Origin of the sequence: Salmonella enterica subsp. arizonae (assembly GCF_008692845.1) — a bacterium.
Classification (GTDB): Bacteria; Pseudomonadota; Gammaproteobacteria; order Enterobacterales; family Enterobacteriaceae; genus Salmonella; species Salmonella arizonae.
In genome coordinates, this window is record NZ_VXJW01000002.1 from 342,968 (window position 1) to 365,714 (window position 22,747).

The window sequence follows — 22,747 nt, forward strand, 5'->3', positions numbered from 1 at the left end:
AATATCTCACCAATAATTAAGTAACGATACCTACTGGCATTTTTTTAACACTGCCAAAATGATACCCATAATATCCTGATAGATTCAGGAATCGAAAATATATGGCTGTATAATAAATATCTGGTGGAATATTTGAAAGGACATCCAGGAACCTTGTATCTGAGCTGCATAAAAATGCGCCGGGCTATTTCTATTGAATATAAGAGCGCAGCCAGTGTGCTGATAGAAGGCATTGAAAGATCAGAGCAACGATGCAGTGCTTTTTACTCTGGTGCAGCGATGAGGCAAGATTATTTATAGCCAGCGACATTACCAGATATAAATGAGGAAATGGAAAAAGCAGGATGCGCAGCATACCACGCAGAGAAAGATATCGTTGTTTCAGAAGGACCAAAGACAGCACCTGCCGTTATCACTCTCCAGCGCCGCAGATATTTGATTGCCTTGAATTACTGAACCAACAGCTCTATTATGCTTTTCCGGCTGGTATCATTTCTCAGGTAATAATTACAACAGACAACTACATGGGGTATTCGCTAAGTCGCTACTTATTTTCCGGAAAGCGCACCGCAGCATTCCGCTCACTGCAGGATATTTCTTTGCGGATCGAAGAGAGTTCGCTCAGACAGCTAATTGTGGATATAGAGTCACTACCCGTGTCACGCGTTGAGGCGCTTAGCCAGCTACGCGCGCTCAGCAGGAAACGAAGCGATATCCAGATTTACCTGCTGGTATCAGATAAAGCCCCCGCTATAGCACAGTTTATCCGTATGGCTGGTCGTTTTTTTGTCCTGTCGAGGCGGCAAAATATGGCTTCATTACGCGAAACCTTATTATCGGGTTCCACCGTTCCTCTCTTGTCCGAAAGCTTTAGCCGCACTGACTGGTTGATGATTGAAAATTTAGCGCAAGGCGCCTCTTTAAAAGAAATAGCGCGCCAGCAACGGATACATTATCACCGTGTGGTTTATCGGCTTAATCAACTTATCACCCTTCTTAACCTCCCTCACAGACAAAGCTTTCTTCGGCTGATCCAGCAACTAAACGTTACTTTCCCCGACATATTTTAACGAACTAACTTTCTGTCGAATAAGATTTTTTAAGAAATTACTTATTTTCACCCCGATTAAATGTAAAATTTTCACATAAAATTAATATTTACAACTTGTCCTGGTAAGCGATAAACATCCTTTCCATACACGCCCCCCTGTCCTTCCTCGTTCTTTGAGACACTCAGCGTAAAAACCTTTCTTTTTTACATAACAAACACTAAACAATTAGCTTTTTATATTATTTTTACAGCTAAAAACAATGGATTAATTCAGCTAATATCAACTCTAAAGAAAATAACTCTATAATGCGCAAATTCAATATAACGCTACAGAATATCCTAACCGCTGTTCGTAATTCGCAACTCACAAGACTTTTCCGAGAAATCAGACCAGGTATAATCCATATTGCTTTTACTTAATCAGAAATTTCTTTTTTGTTGGTGCGAAATGGGTATGCCATATATTTATTGTTCTTACGCAAAATAGCCAGCCAACAGGGAGGTCTCATTCTTTATTATTGCTCCACCGCATGGTGTGTGGAACTGACTATTTAATAATCTTCAAGGTGTCTGACGCTTATTCCAAAACGAAGGACGCATAACAGTCTGAGGCATACAACAATGAAACCTGCATCTGTTATCATTATGGACGAACACCCTATAGTAAGAATGTCAATCGAAGTTTTACTTGGTAAAAATAGCAATATTCAGGTTGTCCTGAAAACGGATGATAGCCGAACTGCGATAGAGTATCTACGTACTTATCCTGTCGATCTTGTCATCCTGGATATTGAATTACCTGGTACCGACGGATTTACCTTGCTTAAACGGATCAAATCTATCCAGCAAAATACCAGGGTACTTTTTTTATCGTCAAAATCAGAGGCTTTTTATGCCGGAAGAGCAATAAGAGCGGGTGCAAACGGATTTGTGAGCAAACGCAAAGACCTCAATGATATTTATAATGCGGTAGAAATGATCTTATCCGGCTATTCTTTTTTTCCATCTGAGACACTTAATTTCATCAGCAGTACCCGCACGCCTAAAGGCAGACACCATGATATGCCGCTTTCTAACCGCGAAGTTACCGTGCTGCGCTATCTGGCAAATGGGATGTCTAACAAAGAAATTGCTGAGCAACTTTTATTGAGTAATAAAACTATCAGCGCACATAAGGCCAATATATTTTCTAAACTTGGCCTTCATTCTCTTGTTGAACTTATCGATTACGCCAAATCACACGAATTATTGTAAGCGTACTCCCGGCGAATTATCGTTCGGGAGTCATAATAGCGTACATCAATTATAGTTGATCATAAAGGTCGCATCCGCGTTAGCAACACCGGGCTGCACGCCATCCGCTAAGGCGATATAGTTCGCATAGAATGTCAGAGACGCATTGCCGTTATTGTCAATATCAACGGCCTTGCTGGCCTGTTCAAGCGGCAATCGACGTTGATCGCCATCGCGAATTTCAATCGCCAGTTTTTGCGCCATTACCGTATCAGCCAGCGCCAGTAATGCCGTGCCGGGCGTCGGCGTCCCGGAAAACGTTATCGACGCCGACCCCGGCGGGCAGCCTTCAAGTTTCAGGCTAAATGCCACCGGTGGTGTGGCGTCACCGGCGGCGTGAAGCTGTTTTGTCGGCCAGGTACCGAGGTTAACCGACTTGTTACTGTCGCCCGCAATTACGGCGCAAGTAAAATCCACTACGTTACCGCGCAGTTCAATATTAATGTCGCCCAGAGATGAATTGGCCTGACACAGTAGACTGAACAAAATACAACCGATAGTGATGAGAACACGCCGAAGGAACATAACGCCTCCTTAATCATAATCTACTCGTAGATAGCCGCGCGCAGTAAACGGCCCTTCGACCGGTTTATTCCCCGTCACGCTGATAGGCCATGCGCGGATACCTACGTGAGCAGCGGCGTTATCATCAAGACGAAACGGAATTTTACTTGACAAATTATTGGGCATAAGCGGCGTGCCGTTGCTATTAGCAACCACAAAGCCTACATCCGGATTATCAGACACCATCGCCTGCCCTGAGGCCTTTTCGGCTTCAAGCCGCATGGATAAATAGGCCTGCGCCGCGACGTTGGTACATTTGATGGCAATGGTTTTTGTTTGCGGCGTGACGCTTTGCGGACGATTACCCGCCCCCGCCTGACTAAATAACGACGCGCCAATATCGCCGAAGTCAAACTCCACTACCTGGCCGGCATTCACTTCACAGTTCTGCGGTACTTCCACTTTACCGCTGTAGCTAATGGTATATACCGGCGTACTCAACGCGTCGCCGGTAGAGGTCGTCACATAGACGGTAAACATCGTCTGGCGAGGGATCGTCACCATATTAATAAAAGGCCGTATCACTTTTAATTTAAAAACCAGCTTTGAGTCCTGCACGCCAAACGGCCTTTGCTGCGACACGTTATAGTCGACGCCCATACGAATATAGTTACGCGGCGGATAAAATACGCCAGAATAACTATCGGTGATGCTCATCGCGCCCAGAAGATAGTCATTCAGCTTGAGGTATTTAAAATTTCCTTCGGTGCTTTGTACCGGTACTTCTGATACATAGCTACGGTAGGTGTAATTCACCGTCGTCCCCGCTGGGCACGTCGCGTTTACGCCGACCCAGCCTGATTTTTCCGGCAGCGTAACCACCTGTCCCGGCCGATTATTGCCGCTGGTGAAAACATCTGACAGGTCGTAAAAGATATCGGTCGGCGTTCCGTTTGAATTGCGGCAAACTGTCGCCAGGGCGGGGTGGGTGAAAAAGAGCGCGGTCCCCGCCAGCAATAGCGCTGAGTATATTTTCATCTCTATTTTCCTTTTATGACGACGGACGAATACAGGTCGCGCTGGCTATCGTAATCGCCTGCTTCAGGCTATCTTCCGCCAGGGCGTAAGGGGCGAGACAACGCGCATTTTTCCCCTCTCCCCACTGGATCAGCAGTTCGCCTTTTAGCGGTAAGCCGCTCAGATAAATTTGCCCGTCATCGCCGACCATGCTGGTAACGCCGCTGGCGGTTTCTCGTACTATCGCGCCAAACGGTAGCGGACGTTCGTCAAGCCTCGCGGTAATGATTGCCCTTACGCCTATCCGCGTATCAAAAGCAGCCCGCACCAGCGCGCCCTGGGTCGGCACCACGCTGCTGACGTTATTCTCGACATCGGTATGGTTGTCCATCGTGTTGGTATCTAACGCGACGCGGTTATAGCGATATACCGTGGCGTAGGGCATTACCGCATAGCCCCGCCAGTCCGTTTTCACGCCGGTCTGGTTTTCGATGCGCACGCCTTTCGCTCCCGGCGCTTTAATCAAGACATTGGTATCGCCCAACGGTTGGCTAAACGTAATCCCATCCGCATGACCGACTACGCCGCCAGAAAGCTGCCAGTTATAGTCATGCTGATCGCGATCGTAGTTATACCCCACGCCCAGCGTACCGTAAGTTGCCTGCCAGTTAGCGCTGGCCCTGCCGCTGTAGCCATTGGTACTGCTACGCCCCTGCGTCACGCTGTAGCTCAGATTACGTCCCTCCAGGAGCGTACCGCCCACACCGGTTTGCCAGCTATTGTCGCCGTCGCGGTTGCGGTTGGCGTTAAACGTGGCATAAGTACGATCGAGAATGTTGTCGCGCGCATAGCGTCGTCCGGTCAGAACGCTAAACGGAACGGACATATTAAATGCCAGAATGCGGTCAGTGCCTGAGATCCCCACCGACTCGTTCCACGACCATGACAGCGAATAGCTAATACCTTGCCATCCGCTGGCGTATCCCAGTTGATACCAGGTATTGGTATCCGACATATTCCAGTAATTTTGCTGACTACCGGAAAGATACAGTGATCCGTAATCACCCAGATTTTGCGAAATGTTGACCTGAAAACGGTCTTTTTTGCTGTAGCTGAGATTGTGGTAGCTTTGCGCCACCAGCACGTTATGACGTCGTCCGTCGCTATCGTATTCGTAGTCGTAACCTTCCATGCTGCGGTATGCCACATCATCAAGGGTATAAAATCCGCGCGTGGAATAGCGGTAGCCCAGTAGTTGAAAATGGGTGCCGTAGTTATTCAGCGATTTGGCGTACAGAAAACGCAACGACTGCCCCTGATAGGTACTGTCATCTGCCAGTTGGCTGCGCGCATGCGTGACATCAATCGACACGGCGCCCCAGTCGCCCAAATTTCGCCCCGCCCCGACCACCACGGCACGGTAACGATCGGCAAGTTGCGTACCGCCGTAAGCCGTAATTCCCGCTGGCAGACCGGCAATTACCGTCCCCTGGAAAAAGAATGGCGAAGACTGCTGGCTATTGCCGCTGCGAAAATCCCCGGCCACCAGGTCATACTTCACCCTTCCCTCACGCTGCAATAGCGGAACGGTAGAGTAAGGCACCGTGTAACGTTGTTGGCTACCGTCTTTTTCATCTACCGTCACCTCAAGGTCGCCGCTGGAAGAGGTGGGATTGAGATCGGTAATCGCAAACGCGCCCGGCGACACATAGCTTTGGTAGATAACATATCCGTTCTGTCGTATCGTCAGCTTTGCCGCCGTCCGGGCGATCCCTCTGACCGTGGGCGCATAGCCCTGCAGGCTATCGGGATACATATTGTCAGAAGAGTACAGACGCGCTCCGCGAAAGCCGACGCTGTCGAAAACATCGTTCCCGGTATTGCTGTCCCCCATGACCAGCTCGCTTTTCAGCGGAATAATGGCGCGCTGTACCCAGGTGCCAATGTTGTTCCAGCGTTGCGAATGATAGCCGTCCCCTTTCGAATAGTTCCAGGCTCCGTTATTACGCAGCCGCCAGGGGCCATAGTTCAAACCGCTCAGCAGACTCAAAAAATAGCTATCGCTGTCTGTTCCGCGGCTACCGGTAAAACTGTAATTAATGAGCGCGGCGGGTATCCCTTCATCCCACTCTTCCGGCGGGATATATCCACGCGCGCTGTTGAGCATTGACGCCTGCGGCAAGCTAATATTTAAGCGCATCGACGCGAAATCGAACGCGACCTCCGCGCCCGGAATTTTCTCAGGAAGGTGAATACACGTGCTATCAACGCCTTTATCTGAGACCGGAAACGCCGCGGTATTCACGCCCAGCCGTTTCATCCACTCCGGTGTAAAACAAGGCATCAGGCCACCGGATTTATCGCCGGTGCCCACTGTGCCAGCCTCAAAACGAATATCCTGCGTCGCTACGAATTCGTCGTTACGCCAGATATCCACCCGGTAGATACCGGGCGGCTGATGATTACCTTTTTCAAAGCGAGATAAATCCGCCACGGACGCGGTATCCGCCGACAAAAACGCAGGGTTGAAATAACTTTCGCCGCGGCTCGTCAGCGGATACAGCGCCGCCAGTACCGACAGTGCCACGCCGCTCAACGGTGACACATAGCCGGGAAATCGTCCTGCAAACCAGGTTGTCTTCTTCATTGTTTTCTCATGTGGCTTCACGCGCCCTGCTTACCCGAGACTGGCCGTTGTAGCCGTCGTCAATGCGCCGTAATCATTGACGGTCTGAAATGTCACGTTCCCCTGCGTGCCAGCCGGTAAGGGAATTTGCACGTCGCTTTTTGGCGCGATCATCACGTTACCGATCTTTTTCGCGCTCACGCTGATATTGACCAGCGTGAGGTAATAAGCTGATGGGTTGGTTACTTTGAGATAATTACCGACATGGGAAAAATTCAGCAAGGCAGGCGCCTCTTCCGGCGTCTGCGGCAAATTCGCCGGACGCACGAACAGTTTGATGCGCGACAGAATCGCCAGTTGCAGAACGTTTTTTCCTTCAATATGACTTTTATCTACCGACGGGATGGCTTTCACGTTCATCCAGAATAACGACTCCCGATCCACAGGTAGCGGTTGCCCGGCGTAGATAATACGCAGCGTGTTTTCGCTTTTGGGTTCGCTGACGAATAAAGGCGGCGTAACGATAAACGTTTTTTCTTTCTGCCCGGCGCTATTTTCGATCCATGAATTGACGAGATAACGTTCTTTAGTATCGCTATTACTGATTGCCAGAGAAGTCTGTTTCGCCGCCGAGGGATAAATAACACGCGTGGCGCCTAATGCAATTCCCCCCGCCGCCTGTACATTCAGCGAGGTAAATAGCGTGAGAAGAACAATAAATCCTAATTTTATACTATTCAGCATGGTAAAAAATACCTTTTGCATTAAGTTATGTCGGCAAGAAAAATCACGGGTAAACCAGCGTAAACCACACTTCTGAATGAATTCGTCCCGGCGTCATATTTTCTGAAATTGCCCGATAACGGGCGGTAAAATGAAAAGTCATTTCTTGCGTTAAAATGGGCGCGTAATGAAGCGGTAACGAGTTAGGTATGATTTGCCGCTGCTGATCGTCAAATAACGCCAGGCCGATTCCGGCATTCCCGATACCTTCGCCTCTGGCCAGAAAAACATGGGGATCTTCCGCAGGCGTAACGCCGGCAAACGCAATACCAACATGACGCCAGACCTCCGCGCTACAGGAGATTAACCGTAACGAAAATGGCACGCTGACGGGAGCGAAGCTGCCAGGACCGGCAAAAGCATTGGTACGATACTGTCCCATCAGTACGCGCAAATCCTGACTTTCAGTAGCAACAACACAACCGCCGTTGACCAGTTGTCCGCGCAGGTGAATACGCCCGCTCTCCACCATTACCGGCTGCGCAATGACGGGCGACAGCCAAAGAAGCCCCACTAGCGCCGCGCCTTTCCTTATCATCTGCTATGTTCTCTTTCATCTCCGATGGCCTCTTCCATTGAGGCGTCTTCCTTCCCTGGCGTTCCCTGACGGGATTATTCGTATTTCATAATAAAGGTGGCGTCGGCATTAGCCTGGCCTGGCGTCGTGTCGGCGACGGTTGCCTTGTAGCGTGCGGTAAAACGTAGCGTATTGGTGCCTTCAATCAGCGCCTGCTTCGCCGAGAAAGTCGCGCCGTCCGGCTTCAACGGTGAGGAGGTATTATCAAGAATCTCAATCCCGACGCCGGTCGCGGTGGTGCTATTGTCCGCAGAGGAGACGGCCAGCAAATTATTGTTGGTTTTATCTGCCTGACCAGAGAATGCAACAGCAGCAGTGGCCGCCACTTTCGGATCGCAATCATTCAAAACGATGGTAAAGGGCACCAGTGCCGTCGTATCGCCAACCGTCGTAAAGCTGGCGGTACGGTATTGACCCAGAGTCACGGTTTGATCGGCTGACTTAGTGCTTACGGCGCAGGCCGCATTGACCAGTTTACCTTCGAAATGAATAGTACCGCCGCTCACGCTCACTGGAGTAGGAGTAGGATCAGCCGCAACCGCTGCGCCAGCGACAAATATCAGACTCGCAATAGTAGAGGTCATTAATTTATGTTTCATGGATTTCCCTTGAATTACACACATCCGGTTCCGGCATCCTGTCGGTTCCGTTTGAATTATTATTGACATAGCATGTCAGAAAAATTATCTCTTCATCCTGTAAAGATAGATATTGCAAAACCATTACTTTTCTGTTTCTCACCTGAGTATCAGAAGCAGTAATTAATTTGTGCAAATATGGCACTTCGTCACGATAATAAATTAAACATTTCGATAAATAAAAAATAGCCGCAAACTCTTTTAATGGCCTAAGTTAATTCTTATTAAGATATAAGAATGGTCCAATGTTATTTTGTATAAAGGGTGGCGTTATACCGCCTGGTACTATTAGCGACGGGGAATGACGTTAACAATGACCAGAGTGATGAATTGTTTTTTTTGGTTAATCCCGGCGCGTCCACTGGTCACGCATCACCTTCGTCAACGGAGGGGTAGACGAAGCGATCGCATCGGAAACACAAACGTTAACTGACAGCGAGGCCCGCTTCTGACAAAATAGCGTTATCCCCTTTGACTTGAAGTAACAGATGGAATCCTCTCTCTGATGGCAGCAAAGATTATTGACGGTAAAACGATTGCGCAGCAGGTGCGATCTGAGGTTGCTCAAAAAGTTCAGGCTCGCGTCGCAGCGGGTCTTCGCGCTCCCGGCCTGGCTGTGGTGCTGGTCGGCAGCAACCCGGCCTCACAGATTTATGTGGCAAGCAAACGCAAAGCGTGCGACGAAGTGGGGTTCGTCTCCCGCTCCTATGACCTGCCGGAAACCACCAGCGAAGCCGAACTGCTGGAGCTTATTGACACTCTGAATGCGGATAGCACGATCGACGGTATTCTGGTGCAGTTGCCTTTACCGGCAGGTATCGACAACGTAAAAGTGCTGGAGCGTATCGCGCCGGATAAAGACGTAGACGGTTTTCACCCTTATAACGTTGGCCGTCTGTGTCAACGTGCGCCGCGCCTGCGTCCCTGTACGCCTCGCGGTATTGTGACCCTGCTTGAGCGTTACAACATTGATACCTACGGCCTGAATGCGGTGGTCATTGGCGCGTCCAATATCGTTGGACGCCCGATGAGCATGGAGTTGCTGCTGGCTGGCTGTACGACTACCGTTACGCACCGCTTTACCAAAGATCTGCGTCATCATGTCGAACATGCTGATTTGCTCATTGTCGCCGTCGGTAAACCGGGGTTTATTCCCGGCGAATGGATTAAAGAAGGCGCGATTGTGATTGATGTCGGTATTAACCGTCTGGAAAATGGCAAAGTCGTTGGCGATGTCGTGTTTGAAGAGGCTGCGGCGCGCGCGTCATACATCACGCCAGTACCGGGCGGCGTCGGTCCGATGACGGTCGCCACGCTTATCGAAAACACGCTGCAGGCGTGCACTGAATATCACGATCCACAAGGAAAATAACATGGCGACATTCTCTTTAGGCAAGCACCCGCACGTCGAACTATGCGATCTGCTCAAGCTGGAAGGCTGGAGCGAAAGCGGCGCTCAGGCGAAAATCGCTATTGCCGACGGGTTGGTCAAGGTCGATGGCGCGGTTGAAACTCGTAAACGCTGCAAAATTGTCGCCGGGCAAACCGTCAGCTTTGAAGGTCAAAGCGTGAAAGTCACCGCCTGAGTTGCGGCGGTGAATGCGCCGGATGGCGGCTAACGCCTTATCCGGCCTACTATACGATGCACGGTAGGCCGGAATAAGATGACTTGCGTCGCCATCCGGCAATACGACAATTACTTACGTCGCCAGGTGGTTCCCTGCGGGCCGTCTTCCAGAATAATGCCCATTTCAGTGAGACGATCGCGCGCCGCGTCCGCCGCCGCCCAGTCTTTTGCTTTACGGGCATCCAGACGTTGTTGGATCAAGGCTTCGATTTCCGCGACTTCACCGTCATCCGCCTGCGCGCCGCTTTGCAGGAAGGCATCAGGCTCCTGCTCCAGCAGCCCCAGCACGCCGGAAATTTTTCGCAGATGAGACGCCATCGCATTCGCGGCCGTCATATCTTCGCTCTTGAGTCGGTTGACTTCACGCGCCATATCAAACAGGACGGAGTAGGCTTCCGGCGTATTGAAATCGTCGTTCATCGCCTCCACGAAACGCGCTTCGAACGCCTCGCCGCCCGCCGGAGCCGCTGATTTATCCGTTCCGCGCAACGCTGTGTATAACCGCTCCAGCGAGGCGCGCGCCTGCTTGAGGTTCTCTTCGCTGTAGTTCAGTTGACTACGGTAATGACCGGACATCAGGAAGTAGCGCACGGTTTCCGCATCGTAGTATTTCAGCACGTCGCGCACGGTAAAGAAATTACCCAGCGATTTGGACATCTTCTCGCGATCCACCATCACCATGCCGGAGTGCATCCAGTAGTTGACGTATTCGCCGTCATGCGCGCAGGTGGACTGGGCAATTTCGTTTTCATGATGCGGGAACATCAGATCGGAGCCGCCGCCGTGAATATCAAAATGGTTGCCCAACTGCTTGCAGTTCATGGCCGAACATTCAATGTGCCAGCCCGGACGCCCTTCGCCCCACGGCGACGGCCAGCTCGGCTCGCCCTCTTTCGACATCTTCCACAGCACGAAGTCCATCGGGTTACGCTTCACGTCAACCACATCAACGCGCGCCCCCGCCTGAAGCTGCTCAAGATCCTGACGAGAAAGCTGCCCATAAGTCGGATCGGTAGGTACATCAAACATCACATCGCCGTTATCCGCCACATAGGCATGTCCTTTCTCGATTAAGGTTCGGGTGATCTCGATAATTTCCTGAATATGGTGCGTTGCACGCGGCTCGCTGTCCGGACGCAGAATATTCAGCGCGTCGAAGTCCTGATGCATTTCCGCAATCATTCTGTCGACCAGCGCGACAAAACTTTCGCCATTTTCATTGGCGCGCTTAATGATTTTATCGTCGATATCGGTAATGTTACGCACGTACTTCAGCTTATAGCCGAGAAAACGCAAATAGCGCGCGACAACGTCAAAAGCGACAAACGTACGCCCGTGGCCAATGTGACAGAGATCATAAACGGTGATACCACACACGTACATACCGACTTCCCCGGCATGAATGGGTTTGAATTCCTCTTTTTGGCGCGTCAGTGTATTAAAAATTTTTAACATCGAAGATTCCGTATAGACGTGTGTGGGTAATAATCTCCGTATGATACATATTATTCATCATCGAAGCAGCACACTTTGCAAGGTGATCGCAGCTTACGGTTATGCTATAACAAACCCCTATATGGGCCCTATTGAGGGCTAAAGCACCACTCTATTGGAACAGGATGCAAAAATGGTTACTTTCCACACTAATCACGGCGATATCGTAATCAAAACCTTTGACGATAAAGCGCCTGAAACAGTTAAAAACTTCCTGGACTACTGCCGTGAAGGTTTTTATAACAACACCATTTTCCACCGTGTGATTAATGGTTTTATGATTCAGGGCGGCGGCTTTGAGCCAGGCATGAATCAGAAAGCTACCAAAGAAGCTATCAAAAACGAAGCCAACAACGGCCTGAAGAATACCCGTGGTACGCTGGCAATGGCGCGTACTCAGGCGCCACATTCCGCTACCGCGCAGTTCTTCATCAACGTGGCAGACAATGACTTTCTGAACTTCTCCGGCGAAAGTCTGCAAGGCTGGGGCTACTGCGTCTTTGCGGAAGTCGTAGAAGGTATGGACGTGGTAGATAAAATCAAAGGCGTCGCCACTGGTCGCAGCGGTATGCACCAGGACGTACCAAAAGAAGACGTCATCATTGAAAACGTGACCGTCAGCGAGTAAGCGTGGCGACACTGTTTATTGCAGATCTGCATCTGCAAACGGAAGAACCGGCGATCGTCGCCGGTTTTCTGCGTTTTTTAACTACAGAAGCCCGTCAGGCCGACGCGCTGTATATTCTTGGCGATCTCTTCGAGGCCTGGATTGGCGATGACTCCCCTGATCCGCTACATCGTGAGATAGCCGCCGCCATCAAAGCGGTGGTGGATTTTGGCGTTCCCTGCTTCTTTATTCATGGTAATCGCGACTTCCTGATTGGCAAGCGATTTGCTCGCGAAAGCGGAATGACGCTCCTGCCGCAAGAAAAGGTACTCGATCTGTATGGCCGCAAAGTGCTGATTATGCACGGCGATACGCTCTGTACCGATGATGCCGGTTATCAGGCGTTTCGCGCCAAAGTCCATAATCCGTGGGTCCAACGACTGTTCCTTACCCTGCCGCTGTTTATCCGCCGCCGTATCGCCGCCAGACTGCGCGCCGGCAGTAAATCCGCCAACAGCAGCAAATCGCTGGATATTATGGACGTCAATGCGCAGACCGTCGTCGCCGACATGGAGAAACACCACGTACAGTGGTTGATTCATGGTCATACCCACCGCCCGGCAGTGCATGAACTTTCAGCTAACGGTCAGCCCGCGTTCCGCGTGGTGTTAGGCGCATGGCACCATGAAGGTTCCATGGTAAAAGTCACGCCGGACGACGTTGAGTTAATCGCCTTTCCCTTTTAAATGATCGTCGAATCGTCTATTACGGCGAGCACGCAACCGTTTTCCTTGGCTGATTATCATGCTATTCTCTGACACCTCAAAAGCAGCGTGTCCCGCACCACAGGAGTTTTAAGACACATGTCTTCCCGCAATAATCCGGCGCGTGTCGCCATCGTGATGGGGTCCAAAAGCGACTGGACTACCATGCAATTCGCCGCCGAAATTTTTGAAATTCTGGATGTTCCGCACCATGTAGAAGTGGTTTCCGCCCATCGAACCCCTGATAAACTGTTCAGCTTCGCCGAAACGGCGGAAGAGAACGGATATCACGTGATTATTGCCGGCGCGGGCGGCGCGGCGCATCTGCCGGGAATGATTGCGGCAAAAACATTGGTGCCGGTACTCGGCGTTCCGGTACAAAGCGCAGCATTAAGCGGTGTGGATAGCCTTTACTCCATTGTTCAGATGCCGCGTGGCATTCCGGTGGGTACACTGGCTATCGGCAAAGCCGGGGCTGCGAACGCCGCGCTGCTGGCAGCGCAAATTTTGGCCACACACGATAATGCGCTGCACCAGCGCCTGAGCAACTGGCGCAAGGCGCAAACCGATGAAGTACTGGAAAATCCCAATCCACGGGGGACGCTATGAAGCAAGTTTGCGTTCTCGGCAACGGACAACTGGGTCGGATGCTGCGTCAGGCGGGCGAACCGCTGGGTATCTCCGTCTGGCCGGTTGGCCTGGATGCGGAGCCTACCGCCGTTCCGGTACAGCATAGCGTCATTACCGCAGAAATTGAGCGCTGGCCGGAAACCGCGCTTACCCGCGAGCTGGCGCGCCACCCGGCCTTCGTCAATCGCGATGTATTTCCGATCATCGCCGACCGTCTGACACAAAAGCAGCTTTTCGACAAACTGGGACTGGCGACCGCCCCCTGGGAACTGTTGTCAGATAAAGGCCAATGGTCTGGTCTGTTCGATAAACTGGGCGAACTGGCGATCGTTAAGCGTCGCGTTGGCGGCTATGACGGTCGCGGGCAGTGGCGTCTACGCGCGGACGAAACCGGGGAACTGCCGGATGACTGTTATGGCGAATGTATTGTTGAGCGTGGTATCCATTTTTCCGGCGAAGTGTCGTTAGTCGGCGCGCGCGCGCGCGATGGCAACACCGTCTTCTACCCGCTGACGCACAATTTGCATCAGGACGGCATCTTGCGGACCAGCGTCGCTTTCCCACAGGCGGACGCCGGGCAGCAGGAGCAGGCGGAATCAATGCTGTCAGCAATTATGCAGGCGCTGAACTACGTCGGCGTGATGGCGATGGAGTGTTTTATCACGCCGGAAGGTCTGTTAATCAACGAGCTGGCGCCGCGCGTGCATAACAGCGGACACTGGACGCAAAATGGTGCCAGCATCAGTCAGTTTGAATTGCATCTGCGCGCGATTACCGGTCTGCCGTTGCCCGCGCCGGTGGTTAACGCCCCGTCGGTGATGGTCAATCTGATCGGCAGTACGCTAAATTACGACTGGCTGAAACTGCCGCTGGTGCATCTGCACTGGTATGATAAAACGGTACATCCAGGGCGAAAAGTCGGCCATCTTAATCTGACCGACAACGATACGTCACGTCTTAGCGCTACTCTGGAAGCGCTTTCTCCGCTCTTGCCGCCAGAATACGCCAGCAGCATTATCTGGGCGCAAAGTAAGCTTAAATAACACATAAAATGCCGGGTGAATGATCTTCCCCTTTCCCGGCTCCTCCCTGAGCGCGTAAAATCTCGCTATTGCTGTTTTGTTTTTCGAGATTACACATGAACCATGAAACGAACTATCACGCGCTCCTCATTGCCGATACGCCTTTAATTGATGTACGCGCGCCGATTGAGTTTCAACAGGGCGCTATGCCGGGCGCTATCAACCTGCCATTAATGATGGACGACGAGCGAGCCGCCGTCGGCACCTGCTACAAACGTCAGGGCGCGGATGCGGCGTTAGCGCTGGGGCATCGGCTGGTTTGCGGCGACATTCGCCAGCAGCGGCTTGAGGCATGGAAAGCCGCGTATCAACGTTTCCCCAACGGGTATCTGTGCTGCGCGCGCGGCGGTCAGCGCTCGCATATCGTACAACGTTGGCTGCAAGAAACGGGGATTGACTGCCCGCTTATTGAAGGCGGCTATAAAGCGCTGCGCCAGACAGCAATTCAGGCGACCTGGCAACTGGTGCAAAAACCGATTCTTTTAATTGGCGGCTGCACTGGCAGCGGCAAAACGCAACTGGTGCGACAACAGCCCAACGGCGTGGATCTGGAAGGTCTCGCGCGTCATCGCGGCTCCTCTTTTGGCCGCACGCTAAAACCGCAGCTCAGCCAGGCCAGCTTTGAAAACAAACTTGCCGTTGAATTGCTGAAAATTAACGCGCGTCAGACGCTAAAAAGATGGGTACTGGAAGATGAAGGGCGAACGATCGGCGCCAACCATCTACCTGAATGTTTACGTGAAAGAATGGCGCAGGCGCCAATCACGGTAGTGGAAGATCCGTTTGCGCTTCGTCTGGAACGACTGCGTGAAGAATATTTCATCCGCATGCATCACGATTTCATCCACGCCTACGGCGATGAAGGCGGTTGGCAGGCGTATAGTGAATATCTTCATCATGGACTTTTCGCCATTCGCCGCCGTCTGGGGTTGCAACGCTTTGCCGAACTAACGAACACGCTGGATATGGCGCTGGCGGATCAATTATCCAACGGTAGCACCGACGGACATATGGCATGGCTGGTTCCGCTACTGAATGAATATTACGACCCAATGTATCGCTATCAACTGGAGAAAAAAGCCGCGAATATCGTTTTTCGCGGCACATGGCAAGAAGTTGCCAACTGGCTAAAAGCGCAATAGCTTATTTTTATTGTCGGATGACGCTACATTGATCCGGTTTAGTGTCTGTCGCGCTTGTCGGCGCGTTTTGCCAGCCAGTCGCCCAGCATCTGAACGACCTGAACCAGCACAATCAGCGCCACTACGGTAACGACCATCACTTCGGTTTCATAACGGTAGTAGCCATAGCGAATCGCCAGGTCGCCTACCCCGCCGCCGCCGACAATCCCGGCCATCGCCGAGTAGCCGATTAAGCTCACCAGCGTAATCGTCAGGCCGCGCAGCAGCCCTGCGCTGGCTTCCGGCAACAGTACGGTACAGATAATACGTATCGGACTGGCGCCGAATGCCAGTGCCGCCTCAATAATCCCTTTATCGACTTCGCGGAGCGCGCTATCCACCAGACGCGCATAAAACGCTATTGCGGCCACCGACAGCGGGACGGAGGCCGCAATCGGGCCAATCGTATTGCCCAGCAAAAGCTGCGTTAGCGGCAGTAACAGCACCAATAAAATCACAAATGGCACCGAGCGGATAATATTCACCAGAACCGAGGCGACGAGATAAATAAAACGGTTCTGCCAGAACAGATGACGATCGGTGACAAAAATCAGAAAACCGAGCGGTAGACCGCCAAGAATCGCCAGTACCGTTGAAATACTCAACATCTGGAACGTTTCATTGAACGCCAGCGTTAAATCCGGCAGTAAATCATCCACGGATCACCTCCACCTGTGCGGTACGTTGACGGATATGCTCCACGGCGGCCGCCACCGCCGTTGGATTATGCGGCGCGGTTAATTGCACCATCAGAATGCCCAACGCGCGTTCGCCGATATACTCAATCTTGCCATGCAGGATATTGACCGCGACGCCAAACTGGATCGCCACCTCCGACAGCACCGGCTGCTCCGCCGAATCGCCGATAAACAAAATTTTCAGCAACTGCCCGGGCAGGTGTTCCCGTAAACGTTCCGGCAGGGTCAAATTAAGGGTATGGGACACTAACTGCTGTATGAAAGCATGTTGCGGGTGGGCAAACACATCAAACACCTCGCCAGACTCCACAACCTTACCGCCCGACATCACCGCCACGCGATCGCAAATAGATTTGATCACGTTCATTTCATGGGTGATCAGCACAATAGTGATCCCGAGCTGTGCATTGATCTGTCTTAGCAGCGCCAGAATAGTGGCGGAGGTTTCCAGATCCAGAGCGGAAGTCGGTTCGTCACACAACAAAACATCCGGGTGGTTAGCGATGGCGCGGGCTATCCCCACCCGCTGTTTTTGCCCGCCGCTGAGCTGTATCGGAAAACGGTTCGCTTTATCGGCCAGGCCCACCAGCGTTAAAATTTCCGCCACCCGCGGCGCGATTTTGCTGCGCTCACAGCCAGCCGCTTTCAGACTAAACGCAACGTTTTGCGCCACTGTCCGGGTATGCATTAAGTTAAAATGCTGGAAAATCATACCAATACGCTGCCGCGCCTGGCGTAACGCTTTTCCGTCCAGCGCCGAAATTTCCACGCCGTTGACGTTGACGCGCCCCTGACTGGGACGCGTTAAGGCGTTCAGAGTTCGCAGCAGAGTGCTTTTTCCTGCGCCGCTGGTACCGACAATGCCAAAAATCTCGCCTGCGGCGATATGCAGGCTCACATTATCCACCGCGCGCGTGGGAGTACCGCGACCGGCGGTAAAATCGACGCAGACTTTTTCTATTTCAATCATATTCACCTCAGAAATTGGGGATGGCCGCCGCTGCAATCAGGGTGTCGCGGTCATCCATTCCGGTTTCTGGAAGGCGCTATAAATATTCTTTGGATCGTCGATGACCGCACGATAAGCCGGCGATTTCACCGCCTCGACAATATCTTTGGCAAACGGCTTATCGGCATCTTCACTGCGTACCGCAATGATATTTTTCAGATTCTCATCCAGGTGTTCCTGCTTAATCGCGCCAGAGAGATCCAGTCCTGCCGCCACAGCAAAGTTCCCGTTAACCAGCGCGCCGGTCACGCCATCCAGCGTGCGCGGTAGCTGTGCGGCCTCAAGCGGTTTAAAAACCAGTCCTTTTGGATTGCTGGCGATATCCCGTTCAGAGGCTTTGGTCGGATCGATATTGTCCTTAATCGTGATAAGCCCCAGCGATTGCAGGAAGCGAAGACCGCGCGCCAGGTTGGTCGGATCGTTAGAAAGGGTAATAATATCCCCTTTTTTAAGCTCATCCAGGTTTTTGATTTTACGTGAATAGAAGCCCATCCCGGCAGTTGGTACAACAATAAGTTTGCTGAGTTTCAGCCCCTTGTCAGCGGTGAATTTGTCAAAATAGAGGGTATGCTGAAAAAGGTTGGCATCAATGCTGCCGTTAGATAACGCCATATTGGGCTGGACATAGTCGCTAAACTCGCGCACCACGATCTTATAACCTTTTTCTTTTAATGTCGGCGCAATCGCCTGCTTAACCATGTCGCCATACGGCCCTGGCGCGACGCCAAATACGATCGTTTGCGGGGAGCCATCGGCATGGGCAAACTGTAATCCGCATGCCAGTAATAGCGTGCCGGCCGCAATGCGTAAACTCTGACCCAATCCCATAATTTCTCCATGTTAAATAGTGTGATGCAGTGCTGGACACCGTACATGCGGCGTCATCTGTTTTGGCCCAAACGAAAGGCTATTTCATAACATGACACAGATCACAGCCTGCTGTCCTTGAAATTATTTCATGATGTTTCCAGGTGTGTCGTTAAATGTGCGAGGCAGGCGCTTATGCGTTTTTCAGAATGGAATAGCGTAAAGGCAAAAATGCCGGATAAGATGTCTTAACGTCGGCATCCGGCACAGAAAAACGATTTAGAAATCGTAACGCAGGCGCACCAGGTTAGGTTGTCGGTACTGGAGTGAAAACATGTTCATAATCAACGCGGTCGCCCATAAAGTACGGTTGAATCGATTTCACGGCATACTGCCCCATCGGGAAAGCGTAACCAACAAAATATTCCAGCCCCCACGCATCACCTGTAATGATTTACGCTACTAAAAAAATGAATCACTTACCAATTTGTGCGACTAAACAAGTACGCGCCGCTTTAAAAACCGGCGCGAAATTATTCACATTATGAATTAACCGTTAAACTGGCGGAATAGCGCTTTACCTTTCAGCAAACGGACGCCAAGCCAGCCGCCGCATACGGAAAGCAGTAGCGCGCCGCAAAACGGCAGTGTCACCCATAAACGCCAGTCCGGCTCCCAGGGGAAATCAAAAACGTTAATTTGTAAGACCGCCAGCGCCGTTTCCGCGCCAATCGCGGCGACCAGCCCGGAAACCAACCCTAGCATGGCGAATTCGCACCAGAGTGTGGTACGCAACAGTTTCTTTCCCGCTCCTAACGTGCGCCACACCACCAGCTCCTGATGGCGCTGACGCATCCCGACCTGCACCTGGGCCAGTAATAGCAACATGCCGCAGAGGGTGACTAACACGACCATCACCTCCAGCGCCCGGCTGACCTGCTCCAGCACCTGCCCCACCTGTTTCAGGATCGCCCCGATATCTAACAGGCTGACGGTAGGAAACTCACGGTTAAGCTGCGTTAACATGCCGTTGCCATTCTCCCAGCGAAAACTGGTCAACCAGCTTTGCGGTTGCCCGTCCAGCGCCCCGGAAGGAAAAATGAAGAAAAAGTTGGGCCGCAGGCTTTCCCAGTCTACTTGACGCAGGCTGGTGACTTTGGCGCTAAACGCCTGTGTATCGCCCATAAAGGTTACGCTATCGCCGAGCCTGACGTTCAGCCGTTTCGCCAGTCCTTCCTCCATGGAGACTTCGCCCGGTTTTGGCGGCCAGTGGCCGGCGACCAGCGGATTATGGTCCGGGCGCGTATCCAGCCAGGTTAAATTCAGTTCGCGGTTGAGCGACTCATCCTGCCGGCCTTCCGTCGGACTACCGTTTATCTTCGTTAACCGTGCCCGCACAATCGGGTAAAACGTCTGCGGAATCACCTGATGTTCCGCCAAAAAGGCTTTCAGCGGCGCAACCTGTCCTGAAGCAATATTGATAAGGAAATAGTTCGGACTTTCCGGCGGGAGCTGCTGTTGCCAGCGTTCGAGGAGATCGCCGCGCAGCACCAGCAATAGCGCCAGCAGCATAAACGAAAGCGAAAACGCCGAAAGCTGACTCAACGTTGACCACGGCTGGCGCAGCAGGCGGCTGACGGCCAGACGCAGCGGTAGCGACGTCAACGTCATGCCGCGCAGCACGTTAAGCAGCATCCAGCCCACCAGGCCGCACAGCAGATCCAGTACCACGGCGCCCGCCAGAACCGCCCACAACAGCATACTTCCGCCCATCAATCCGGCGAGCAGCGCCACCACGACGGCACAGGCAACGGGAAGGTACATTTTTAACGGCCAGACGCGGGCGACGACATCGCGGCGCAGGACCCGTAGCGGCTGGGTCGCAAGCAACAACCGATAGGGCCGTAAACCAACCAGCAAAGAGATGACCGTCATCGCGCCCAGCGCCCACAGCCAGGGCCACAGGCTTGCGGACGGCAAATCGGCGGGCAATACCGGTTTTAGCAGCGCCAGCAATACTTTTTCAAACAGTAACCCAATCGCGCCCCCTGTGACGGCGGAAAGCCCCAGCACCATCAGCCACTGTCCGATGATAAGCTTACGCAACTGCGCCCGGCCCGCGCCCAGCGTTTTTAAAATCGCCACCAGATCGTAGCGGCTACGGCAGTAATGGCTCATCGCCACCGCGACGGCAGCCACCGCCAGCAGTAGCGTTAGTAGCGCCGAAAGCAGTAAAAACTGCTGCGAACGTTCAAGCGATTTCCCCAGCGCCCCGTCATCCTGATCCAGCCCATACCAGCGATGTTCAGGTTTAAGCTGCGGCAACAGCCAATTTTCATAGCCAGCAAGCTGTTGCGGCGTTCCGCCGAATTTATATCGCCACATCACGCGACTCCCTGGCTGTATTGCGCCGGTTTTTGCCACATCGGCCATATTCATCATCAGACGCGGCGCCATCTGAAAAGGGTTAACCCCGGAATCCGGTTCCTGTACCACTTCACCGGCAATACGTAAGGTGGCGTCGCCGACATCTATGGTATCGCCCGTTTTCAGATTAAGCAGCGCCATCAGACGCGGTGCCAGCAGTACGTTACCCGGCTGCGGTTTAACTCCGGCAGGACGGGTTTGCAATTCGCCGTACATCGGGTAAACGCCATCTACCGCCTTCACGCTAGCCAGTTGCGGCGTATCGCCGGCAAACGTCATTGTCGCAAAGGTTAACTGTTCGCCCACCTTAAGGCCGCGTTTACGCGCTTCCTCAATCCAGGCTTTCGGCGCCTCTCGCGAACTTTGCAGCGTCCGATCGCCCGCCATAAACTCGCGGCTTTGCTGACTTAACCCTTTTTCCATCCGGTCGCTGATACTGCCGAGCGCCAGTACACAGGCTACCGCCAGACTTAGCGCCAGCCAGACAATAATCAGCGAGGGCGATCGCCATTCACGCCAGAACCAGCGGGCTATCATGCCTCCTCCTGTAACTTACCGTTGACCAGCCGTAACCGCCGATCGCAGCGCGCCGCCAGCGCCAGATCATGCGTCACCAGAATCAGAGTGGTGCCGTGCTCGCGGTTCAGTGAAAATAGCAGGTCGGCGATTTTATCTCCGGTCTGACGGTCAAGATTACCCGTCGGTTCATCGGCAAACAGCACATCAGGACGCCCATTAAACGCGCGCGCCAGCGCTACGCGCTGCTGTTCGCCGCCGGAAAGCTGCGCCGGAAGGTGATCGCGCCGTTTTCCCAGCCCCAGTTGTTCGAGCAGCGCTTTCGCCCCCGCCTTGCTCTGAGCGTTATTTTCACCACGCAGCAGGGCTGGCAGTTCGACGTTTTCCAACGCGTTGAGCGTAGGAATCAGCATGAAGGATTGAAAAACAAAGCCGACATGCTGAGCGCGAAGCTGCGCCCGCGCCTCTTCGTCCATCTGGTGAAGCGGTTTCCCCACCAGACTGACCTCCCCGCTACTGCCGTCGTCCAGTCCGGCGAGAATCGCCAACAGCGTAGATTTCCCCGATCCTGATTCGCCAATCAGCGCAATGGTTTCGCCGCGTTTGACAACCAGTTCAACTCCAGTAAGGATGGAAAGCTCATGCTCACCCTGACCGACGGACTTCCTGAGACGATGAACTTCAACACTATTTTCCGCTGGCATTTGCCCTTCCTGTTTTTGTTCCTGTTAACCTTCCGCGTCGCCGCCGCAGACACCTTATTAGTTCTGGGCGATAGCCTTAGCGCCGGTTACCGTATGGCTGCCAGCGCGGCGTGGCCGTCGCTGCTTAATGATAAATGGCAAAACCAAACGCCGGTCGTTAATGCCAGTATAAGCGGTGATACCTCGCTGCAGGGGCTGACGCGTTTGCCTGCGCTGTTGCAACAGCACCAGCCACGCTGGGTACTGGTGGAGCTTGGCGGTAACGATGGCCTGCGTGGCTTTGCGCCTGCGCAAACCGAACAAACGCTACGTAAAATCATCCAGGCGGTGAAAGCCGCCAATGCCCAACCGCTATTGATGCAAATTCATCTGCCCGCTAACTATGGTCGCCGTTATAATGAATCCTTTAGCGCCATTTATCCTAAGCTCGCTAAAGAGTTCGATATTCCTCTGTTACCGTTTTTTATGGAAGAGGTGTATCTGAAACCCCAGTGGATGCAGGATGACGGTATTCATCCCAACCGCGACGCCCAGCCGTTTATTGCCGACTGGATGGCGAAGCAGTTGACCCCTTTTCTCTCCTGAATAATTCGAGTTGCATGAAGGCGGCACGTAAGAGAATTTCCAGGAGCATAGACACCTATGTGACTGGGGTAAACGAACGCACAGGCAACTTGAAGTATGACGGATATAGTTAACCACGACTCTTAAA

22 protein-coding genes and 1 pseudogene are annotated in these 22,747 nt (G+C 52.5%); 10 read left to right on the forward strand and 13 right to left on the reverse strand.

Annotated features, from left to right (window positions below):
- Positions 1 to 344 precede the first annotated feature (344 nt).
- Positions 345 to 1,070: a fimbria biosynthesis regulator FimY gene (fimY, locus tag F4V61_RS06265; protein ID WP_080161100.1), complete on the forward strand. Its 726-nt coding sequence runs from the start codon at positions 345 to 347 to the stop codon at positions 1,068 to 1,070.
- A gap of 602 nt (positions 1,071 to 1,672) precedes the next feature.
- Positions 1,673 to 2,305, forward strand: coding sequence for a fimbria biosynthesis transcriptional regulator FimZ (fimZ, locus tag F4V61_RS06270; protein ID WP_079828105.1), 633 nt, complete (start codon positions 1,673 to 1,675; stop codon positions 2,303 to 2,305).
- A gap of 45 nt (positions 2,306 to 2,350) precedes the next feature.
- Here fimZ and sfmF read toward each other — a convergent pair whose 3' ends face one another.
- From sfmF to fimA, 6 genes are all read right to left on the reverse strand, one after another.
- Entirely contained in the window at positions 2,351 to 2,869 is a 519-nt protein-coding gene (gene sfmF / locus F4V61_RS06275) for a fimbria assembly protein (protein WP_058819196.1), read from the reverse strand.
- A gap of 9 nt (positions 2,870 to 2,878) precedes the next feature.
- Positions 2,879 to 3,886 carry a type 1 fimbria D-mannose specific adhesin FimH gene (gene fimH / locus F4V61_RS06280; RefSeq protein ID WP_079828103.1) on the reverse strand — a complete coding sequence of 336 codons (1,008 nt, stop codon included), beginning with the start codon at positions 3,884 to 3,886 and terminating at the stop codon, positions 2,879 to 2,881.
- Between the two features lie 13 nt (positions 3,887 to 3,899).
- On the reverse strand, positions 3,900 to 6,512 hold the full coding sequence (locus F4V61_RS06285) for a fimbrial biogenesis usher protein (RefSeq protein WP_080152933.1): 2,613 nt from the start codon (positions 6,510 to 6,512) through the stop codon (positions 3,900 to 3,902).
- Between the two features lie 30 nt (positions 6,513 to 6,542).
- Complete coding sequence (gene fimC / locus F4V61_RS06290; RefSeq protein WP_080161099.1) at positions 6,543 to 7,235, reverse strand: type 1 fimbria chaperone FimC; 693 nt, start codon at positions 7,233 to 7,235, stop codon at positions 6,543 to 6,545.
- A 43-nt stretch (positions 7,236 to 7,278) separates the two neighbouring features.
- Positions 7,279 to 7,812 (reverse strand): type 1 fimbrial protein subunit FimI, encoded by a 534-nt coding sequence (gene fimI, locus F4V61_RS06295; RefSeq protein WP_079904211.1) that lies wholly within the window; start codon positions 7,810 to 7,812, stop codon positions 7,279 to 7,281.
- A gap of 74 nt (positions 7,813 to 7,886) precedes the next feature.
- Entirely contained in the window at positions 7,887 to 8,450 is a 564-nt protein-coding gene (gene fimA / locus F4V61_RS06300; RefSeq protein WP_079904210.1) for a type 1 fimbrial major subunit FimA, read from the reverse strand.
- A gap of 544 nt (positions 8,451 to 8,994) precedes the next feature.
- Between fimA and folD the strand changes: the two genes are divergently transcribed.
- Both folD and ybcJ read left to right on the forward strand, forming a co-directional pair.
- A complete protein-coding gene (gene folD, locus F4V61_RS06310) occupies positions 8,995 to 9,861 on the forward strand; it encodes a bifunctional methylenetetrahydrofolate dehydrogenase/methenyltetrahydrofolate cyclohydrolase FolD (RefSeq protein ID WP_000729169.1) in 867 nt (288 codons plus the stop codon).
- A 1-nt stretch (position 9,862) separates the two neighbouring features.
- Positions 9,863 to 10,075, forward strand: coding sequence for a ribosome-associated protein YbcJ (gene ybcJ, locus F4V61_RS06315; protein ID WP_000190276.1), 213 nt, complete (start codon positions 9,863 to 9,865; stop codon positions 10,073 to 10,075).
- 110 nt (positions 10,076 to 10,185) lie between these two features.
- On the opposite strand, the gene cysS is transcribed toward ybcJ, so the two are convergent.
- A complete protein-coding gene (cysS, locus tag F4V61_RS06320; RefSeq protein WP_000912370.1) occupies positions 10,186 to 11,571 on the reverse strand; it encodes a cysteine--tRNA ligase in 1,386 nt (461 codons plus the stop codon).
- Positions 11,572 to 11,743: 172 nt separating this feature from the next.
- Between cysS and ppiB the strand changes: the two genes are divergently transcribed.
- The 5 genes from ppiB (at position 11,744) to mnmH (ending at position 15,835) form a co-directional block, all read left to right on the forward strand.
- Complete coding sequence (ppiB, locus tag F4V61_RS06325) at positions 11,744 to 12,238, forward strand: peptidylprolyl isomerase B (RefSeq protein ID WP_058819190.1); 495 nt, start codon at positions 11,744 to 11,746, stop codon at positions 12,236 to 12,238.
- A gap of 2 nt (positions 12,239 to 12,240) precedes the next feature.
- Positions 12,241 to 12,963 (forward strand): UDP-2,3-diacylglucosamine diphosphatase, encoded by a 723-nt coding sequence (gene lpxH / locus F4V61_RS06330; RefSeq protein ID WP_079828099.1) that lies wholly within the window; start codon positions 12,241 to 12,243, stop codon positions 12,961 to 12,963.
- A 117-nt stretch (positions 12,964 to 13,080) separates the two neighbouring features.
- A complete protein-coding gene (purE, locus tag F4V61_RS06335; protein ID WP_058819188.1) occupies positions 13,081 to 13,590 on the forward strand; it encodes a 5-(carboxyamino)imidazole ribonucleotide mutase in 510 nt (169 codons plus the stop codon).
- Positions 13,587 to 14,654 (forward strand): 5-(carboxyamino)imidazole ribonucleotide synthase, encoded by a 1,068-nt coding sequence (purK, locus tag F4V61_RS06340; protein ID WP_079828097.1) that lies wholly within the window; start codon positions 13,587 to 13,589, stop codon positions 14,652 to 14,654. The genes purE and purK overlap by 4 nt, the downstream gene beginning before the upstream one ends.
- A gap of 95 nt (positions 14,655 to 14,749) precedes the next feature.
- Entirely contained in the window at positions 14,750 to 15,835 is a 1,086-nt protein-coding gene (mnmH, locus tag F4V61_RS06345; RefSeq protein WP_079828095.1) for a tRNA 2-selenouridine(34) synthase MnmH, read from the forward strand.
- Between the two features lie 38 nt (positions 15,836 to 15,873).
- Here the strand turns inward: mnmH and F4V61_RS06350 are convergent, their stop codons facing one another.
- The 6 genes and pseudogenes from F4V61_RS06350 to ybbA all read right to left on the reverse strand — a co-directional run bounded on the left by F4V61_RS06350 (position 15,874) and on the right by ybbA (position 22,035).
- Positions 15,874 to 16,533, reverse strand: coding sequence for a methionine ABC transporter permease (locus F4V61_RS06350; RefSeq protein ID WP_058819186.1), 660 nt, complete (start codon positions 16,531 to 16,533; stop codon positions 15,874 to 15,876).
- Complete coding sequence (sfbB, locus tag F4V61_RS06355) at positions 16,526 to 17,542, reverse strand: virulence-associated ABC transporter ATP-binding protein SfbB (RefSeq protein ID WP_080161098.1); 1,017 nt, start codon at positions 17,540 to 17,542, stop codon at positions 16,526 to 16,528. Before sfbB ends, F4V61_RS06350 begins: the two co-directional genes overlap by 8 nt.
- Positions 17,543 to 17,578: 36 nt before the next feature.
- Complete coding sequence (locus tag F4V61_RS06360; protein ID WP_000522804.1) at positions 17,579 to 18,409, reverse strand: MetQ/NlpA family ABC transporter substrate-binding protein; 831 nt, start codon at positions 18,407 to 18,409, stop codon at positions 17,579 to 17,581.
- 258 nt (positions 18,410 to 18,667) lie between these two features.
- Positions 18,668 to 18,833, reverse strand: a pseudogene (locus tag F4V61_RS06365) (porin); the annotation flags it as partial.
- Positions 18,834 to 18,937: 104 nt separating this feature from the next.
- Positions 18,938 to 21,352 carry a putative ABC transporter permease subunit YbbP gene (gene ybbP / locus F4V61_RS06370; protein ID WP_079828093.1) on the reverse strand — a complete coding sequence of 805 codons (2,415 nt, stop codon included), beginning with the start codon at positions 21,350 to 21,352 and terminating at the stop codon, positions 18,938 to 18,940.
- A complete protein-coding gene (gene ybbA / locus F4V61_RS06375) occupies positions 21,349 to 22,035 on the reverse strand; it encodes a putative ABC transporter ATP-binding protein YbbA (RefSeq protein ID WP_001110593.1) in 687 nt (228 codons plus the stop codon). The genes ybbP and ybbA overlap by 4 nt, the downstream gene beginning before the upstream one ends.
- On the opposite strand from ybbA, the gene tesA reads away from it, so the two are divergent.
- Positions 22,006 to 22,620, forward strand: a complete 615-nt coding sequence (gene tesA / locus F4V61_RS06380; protein ID WP_038397814.1) for a multifunctional acyl-CoA thioesterase I/protease I/lysophospholipase L1 — start codon at positions 22,006 to 22,008, stop codon at positions 22,618 to 22,620. The genes ybbA and tesA overlap by 30 nt on opposite strands.
- Positions 22,621 to 22,747: the final 127 nt, after the last annotated feature.

What these genes read in the sequence shown, in the direction of transcription:
- ybbP (WP_079828093.1), bottom strand. Translation starts at nt 21,352, where the DNA reads ATGATAGCCCGCTGGTTCTGGCGTGAATGGCGATCGCCCTCGCTGATT.
- tesA (WP_038397814.1), top strand. Translation starts at nt 22,006, where the DNA reads ATGAACTTCAACACTATTTTCCGCTGGCATTTGCCCTTCCTGTTTTTG.
- fimC (WP_080161099.1), bottom strand. Translation starts at nt 7,235, where the DNA reads ATGCTGAATAGTATAAAATTAGGATTTATTGTTCTTCTCACGCTATTT.
- fimH (WP_079828103.1), bottom strand. Translation starts at nt 3,886, where the DNA reads ATGAAAATATACTCAGCGCTATTGCTGGCGGGGACCGCGCTCTTTTTC.
- purK (WP_079828097.1), top strand. Translation starts at nt 13,587, where the DNA reads ATGAAGCAAGTTTGCGTTCTCGGCAACGGACAACTGGGTCGGATGCTG.
- fimY (WP_080161100.1), top strand. Translation starts at nt 345, where the DNA reads ATGCGCAGCATACCACGCAGAGAAAGATATCGTTGTTTCAGAAGGACC.
- F4V61_RS06360 (WP_000522804.1), bottom strand. Translation starts at nt 18,409, where the DNA reads ATGGGATTGGGTCAGAGTTTACGCATTGCGGCCGGCACGCTATTACTG.
- purE (WP_058819188.1), top strand. Translation starts at nt 13,081, where the DNA reads ATGTCTTCCCGCAATAATCCGGCGCGTGTCGCCATCGTGATGGGGTCC.
- fimI (WP_079904211.1), bottom strand. Translation starts at nt 7,812, where the DNA reads ATGATAAGGAAAGGCGCGGCGCTAGTGGGGCTTCTTTGGCTGTCGCCC.
- cysS (WP_000912370.1), bottom strand. Translation starts at nt 11,571, where the DNA reads ATGTTAAAAATTTTTAATACACTGACGCGCCAAAAAGAGGAATTCAAA.
- folD (WP_000729169.1), top strand. Translation starts at nt 8,995, where the DNA reads ATGGCAGCAAAGATTATTGACGGTAAAACGATTGCGCAGCAGGTGCGA.
- ybbA (WP_001110593.1), bottom strand. Translation starts at nt 22,035, where the DNA reads ATGCCAGCGGAAAATAGTGTTGAAGTTCATCGTCTCAGGAAGTCCGTC.
- mnmH (WP_079828095.1), top strand. Translation starts at nt 14,750, where the DNA reads ATGAACCATGAAACGAACTATCACGCGCTCCTCATTGCCGATACGCCT.
- ppiB (WP_058819190.1), top strand. Translation starts at nt 11,744, where the DNA reads ATGGTTACTTTCCACACTAATCACGGCGATATCGTAATCAAAACCTTT.
- sfmF (WP_058819196.1), bottom strand. Translation starts at nt 2,869, where the DNA reads ATGTTCCTTCGGCGTGTTCTCATCACTATCGGTTGTATTTTGTTCAGT.
- sfbB (WP_080161098.1), bottom strand. Translation starts at nt 17,542, where the DNA reads ATGATTGAAATAGAAAAAGTCTGCGTCGATTTTACCGCCGGTCGCGGT.
- fimA (WP_079904210.1), bottom strand. Translation starts at nt 8,450, where the DNA reads ATGAAACATAAATTAATGACCTCTACTATTGCGAGTCTGATATTTGTC.
- fimZ (WP_079828105.1), top strand. Translation starts at nt 1,673, where the DNA reads ATGAAACCTGCATCTGTTATCATTATGGACGAACACCCTATAGTAAGA.
- F4V61_RS06285 (WP_080152933.1), bottom strand. Translation starts at nt 6,512, where the DNA reads ATGAAGAAGACAACCTGGTTTGCAGGACGATTTCCCGGCTATGTGTCA.
- ybcJ (WP_000190276.1), top strand. Translation starts at nt 9,863, where the DNA reads ATGGCGACATTCTCTTTAGGCAAGCACCCGCACGTCGAACTATGCGAT.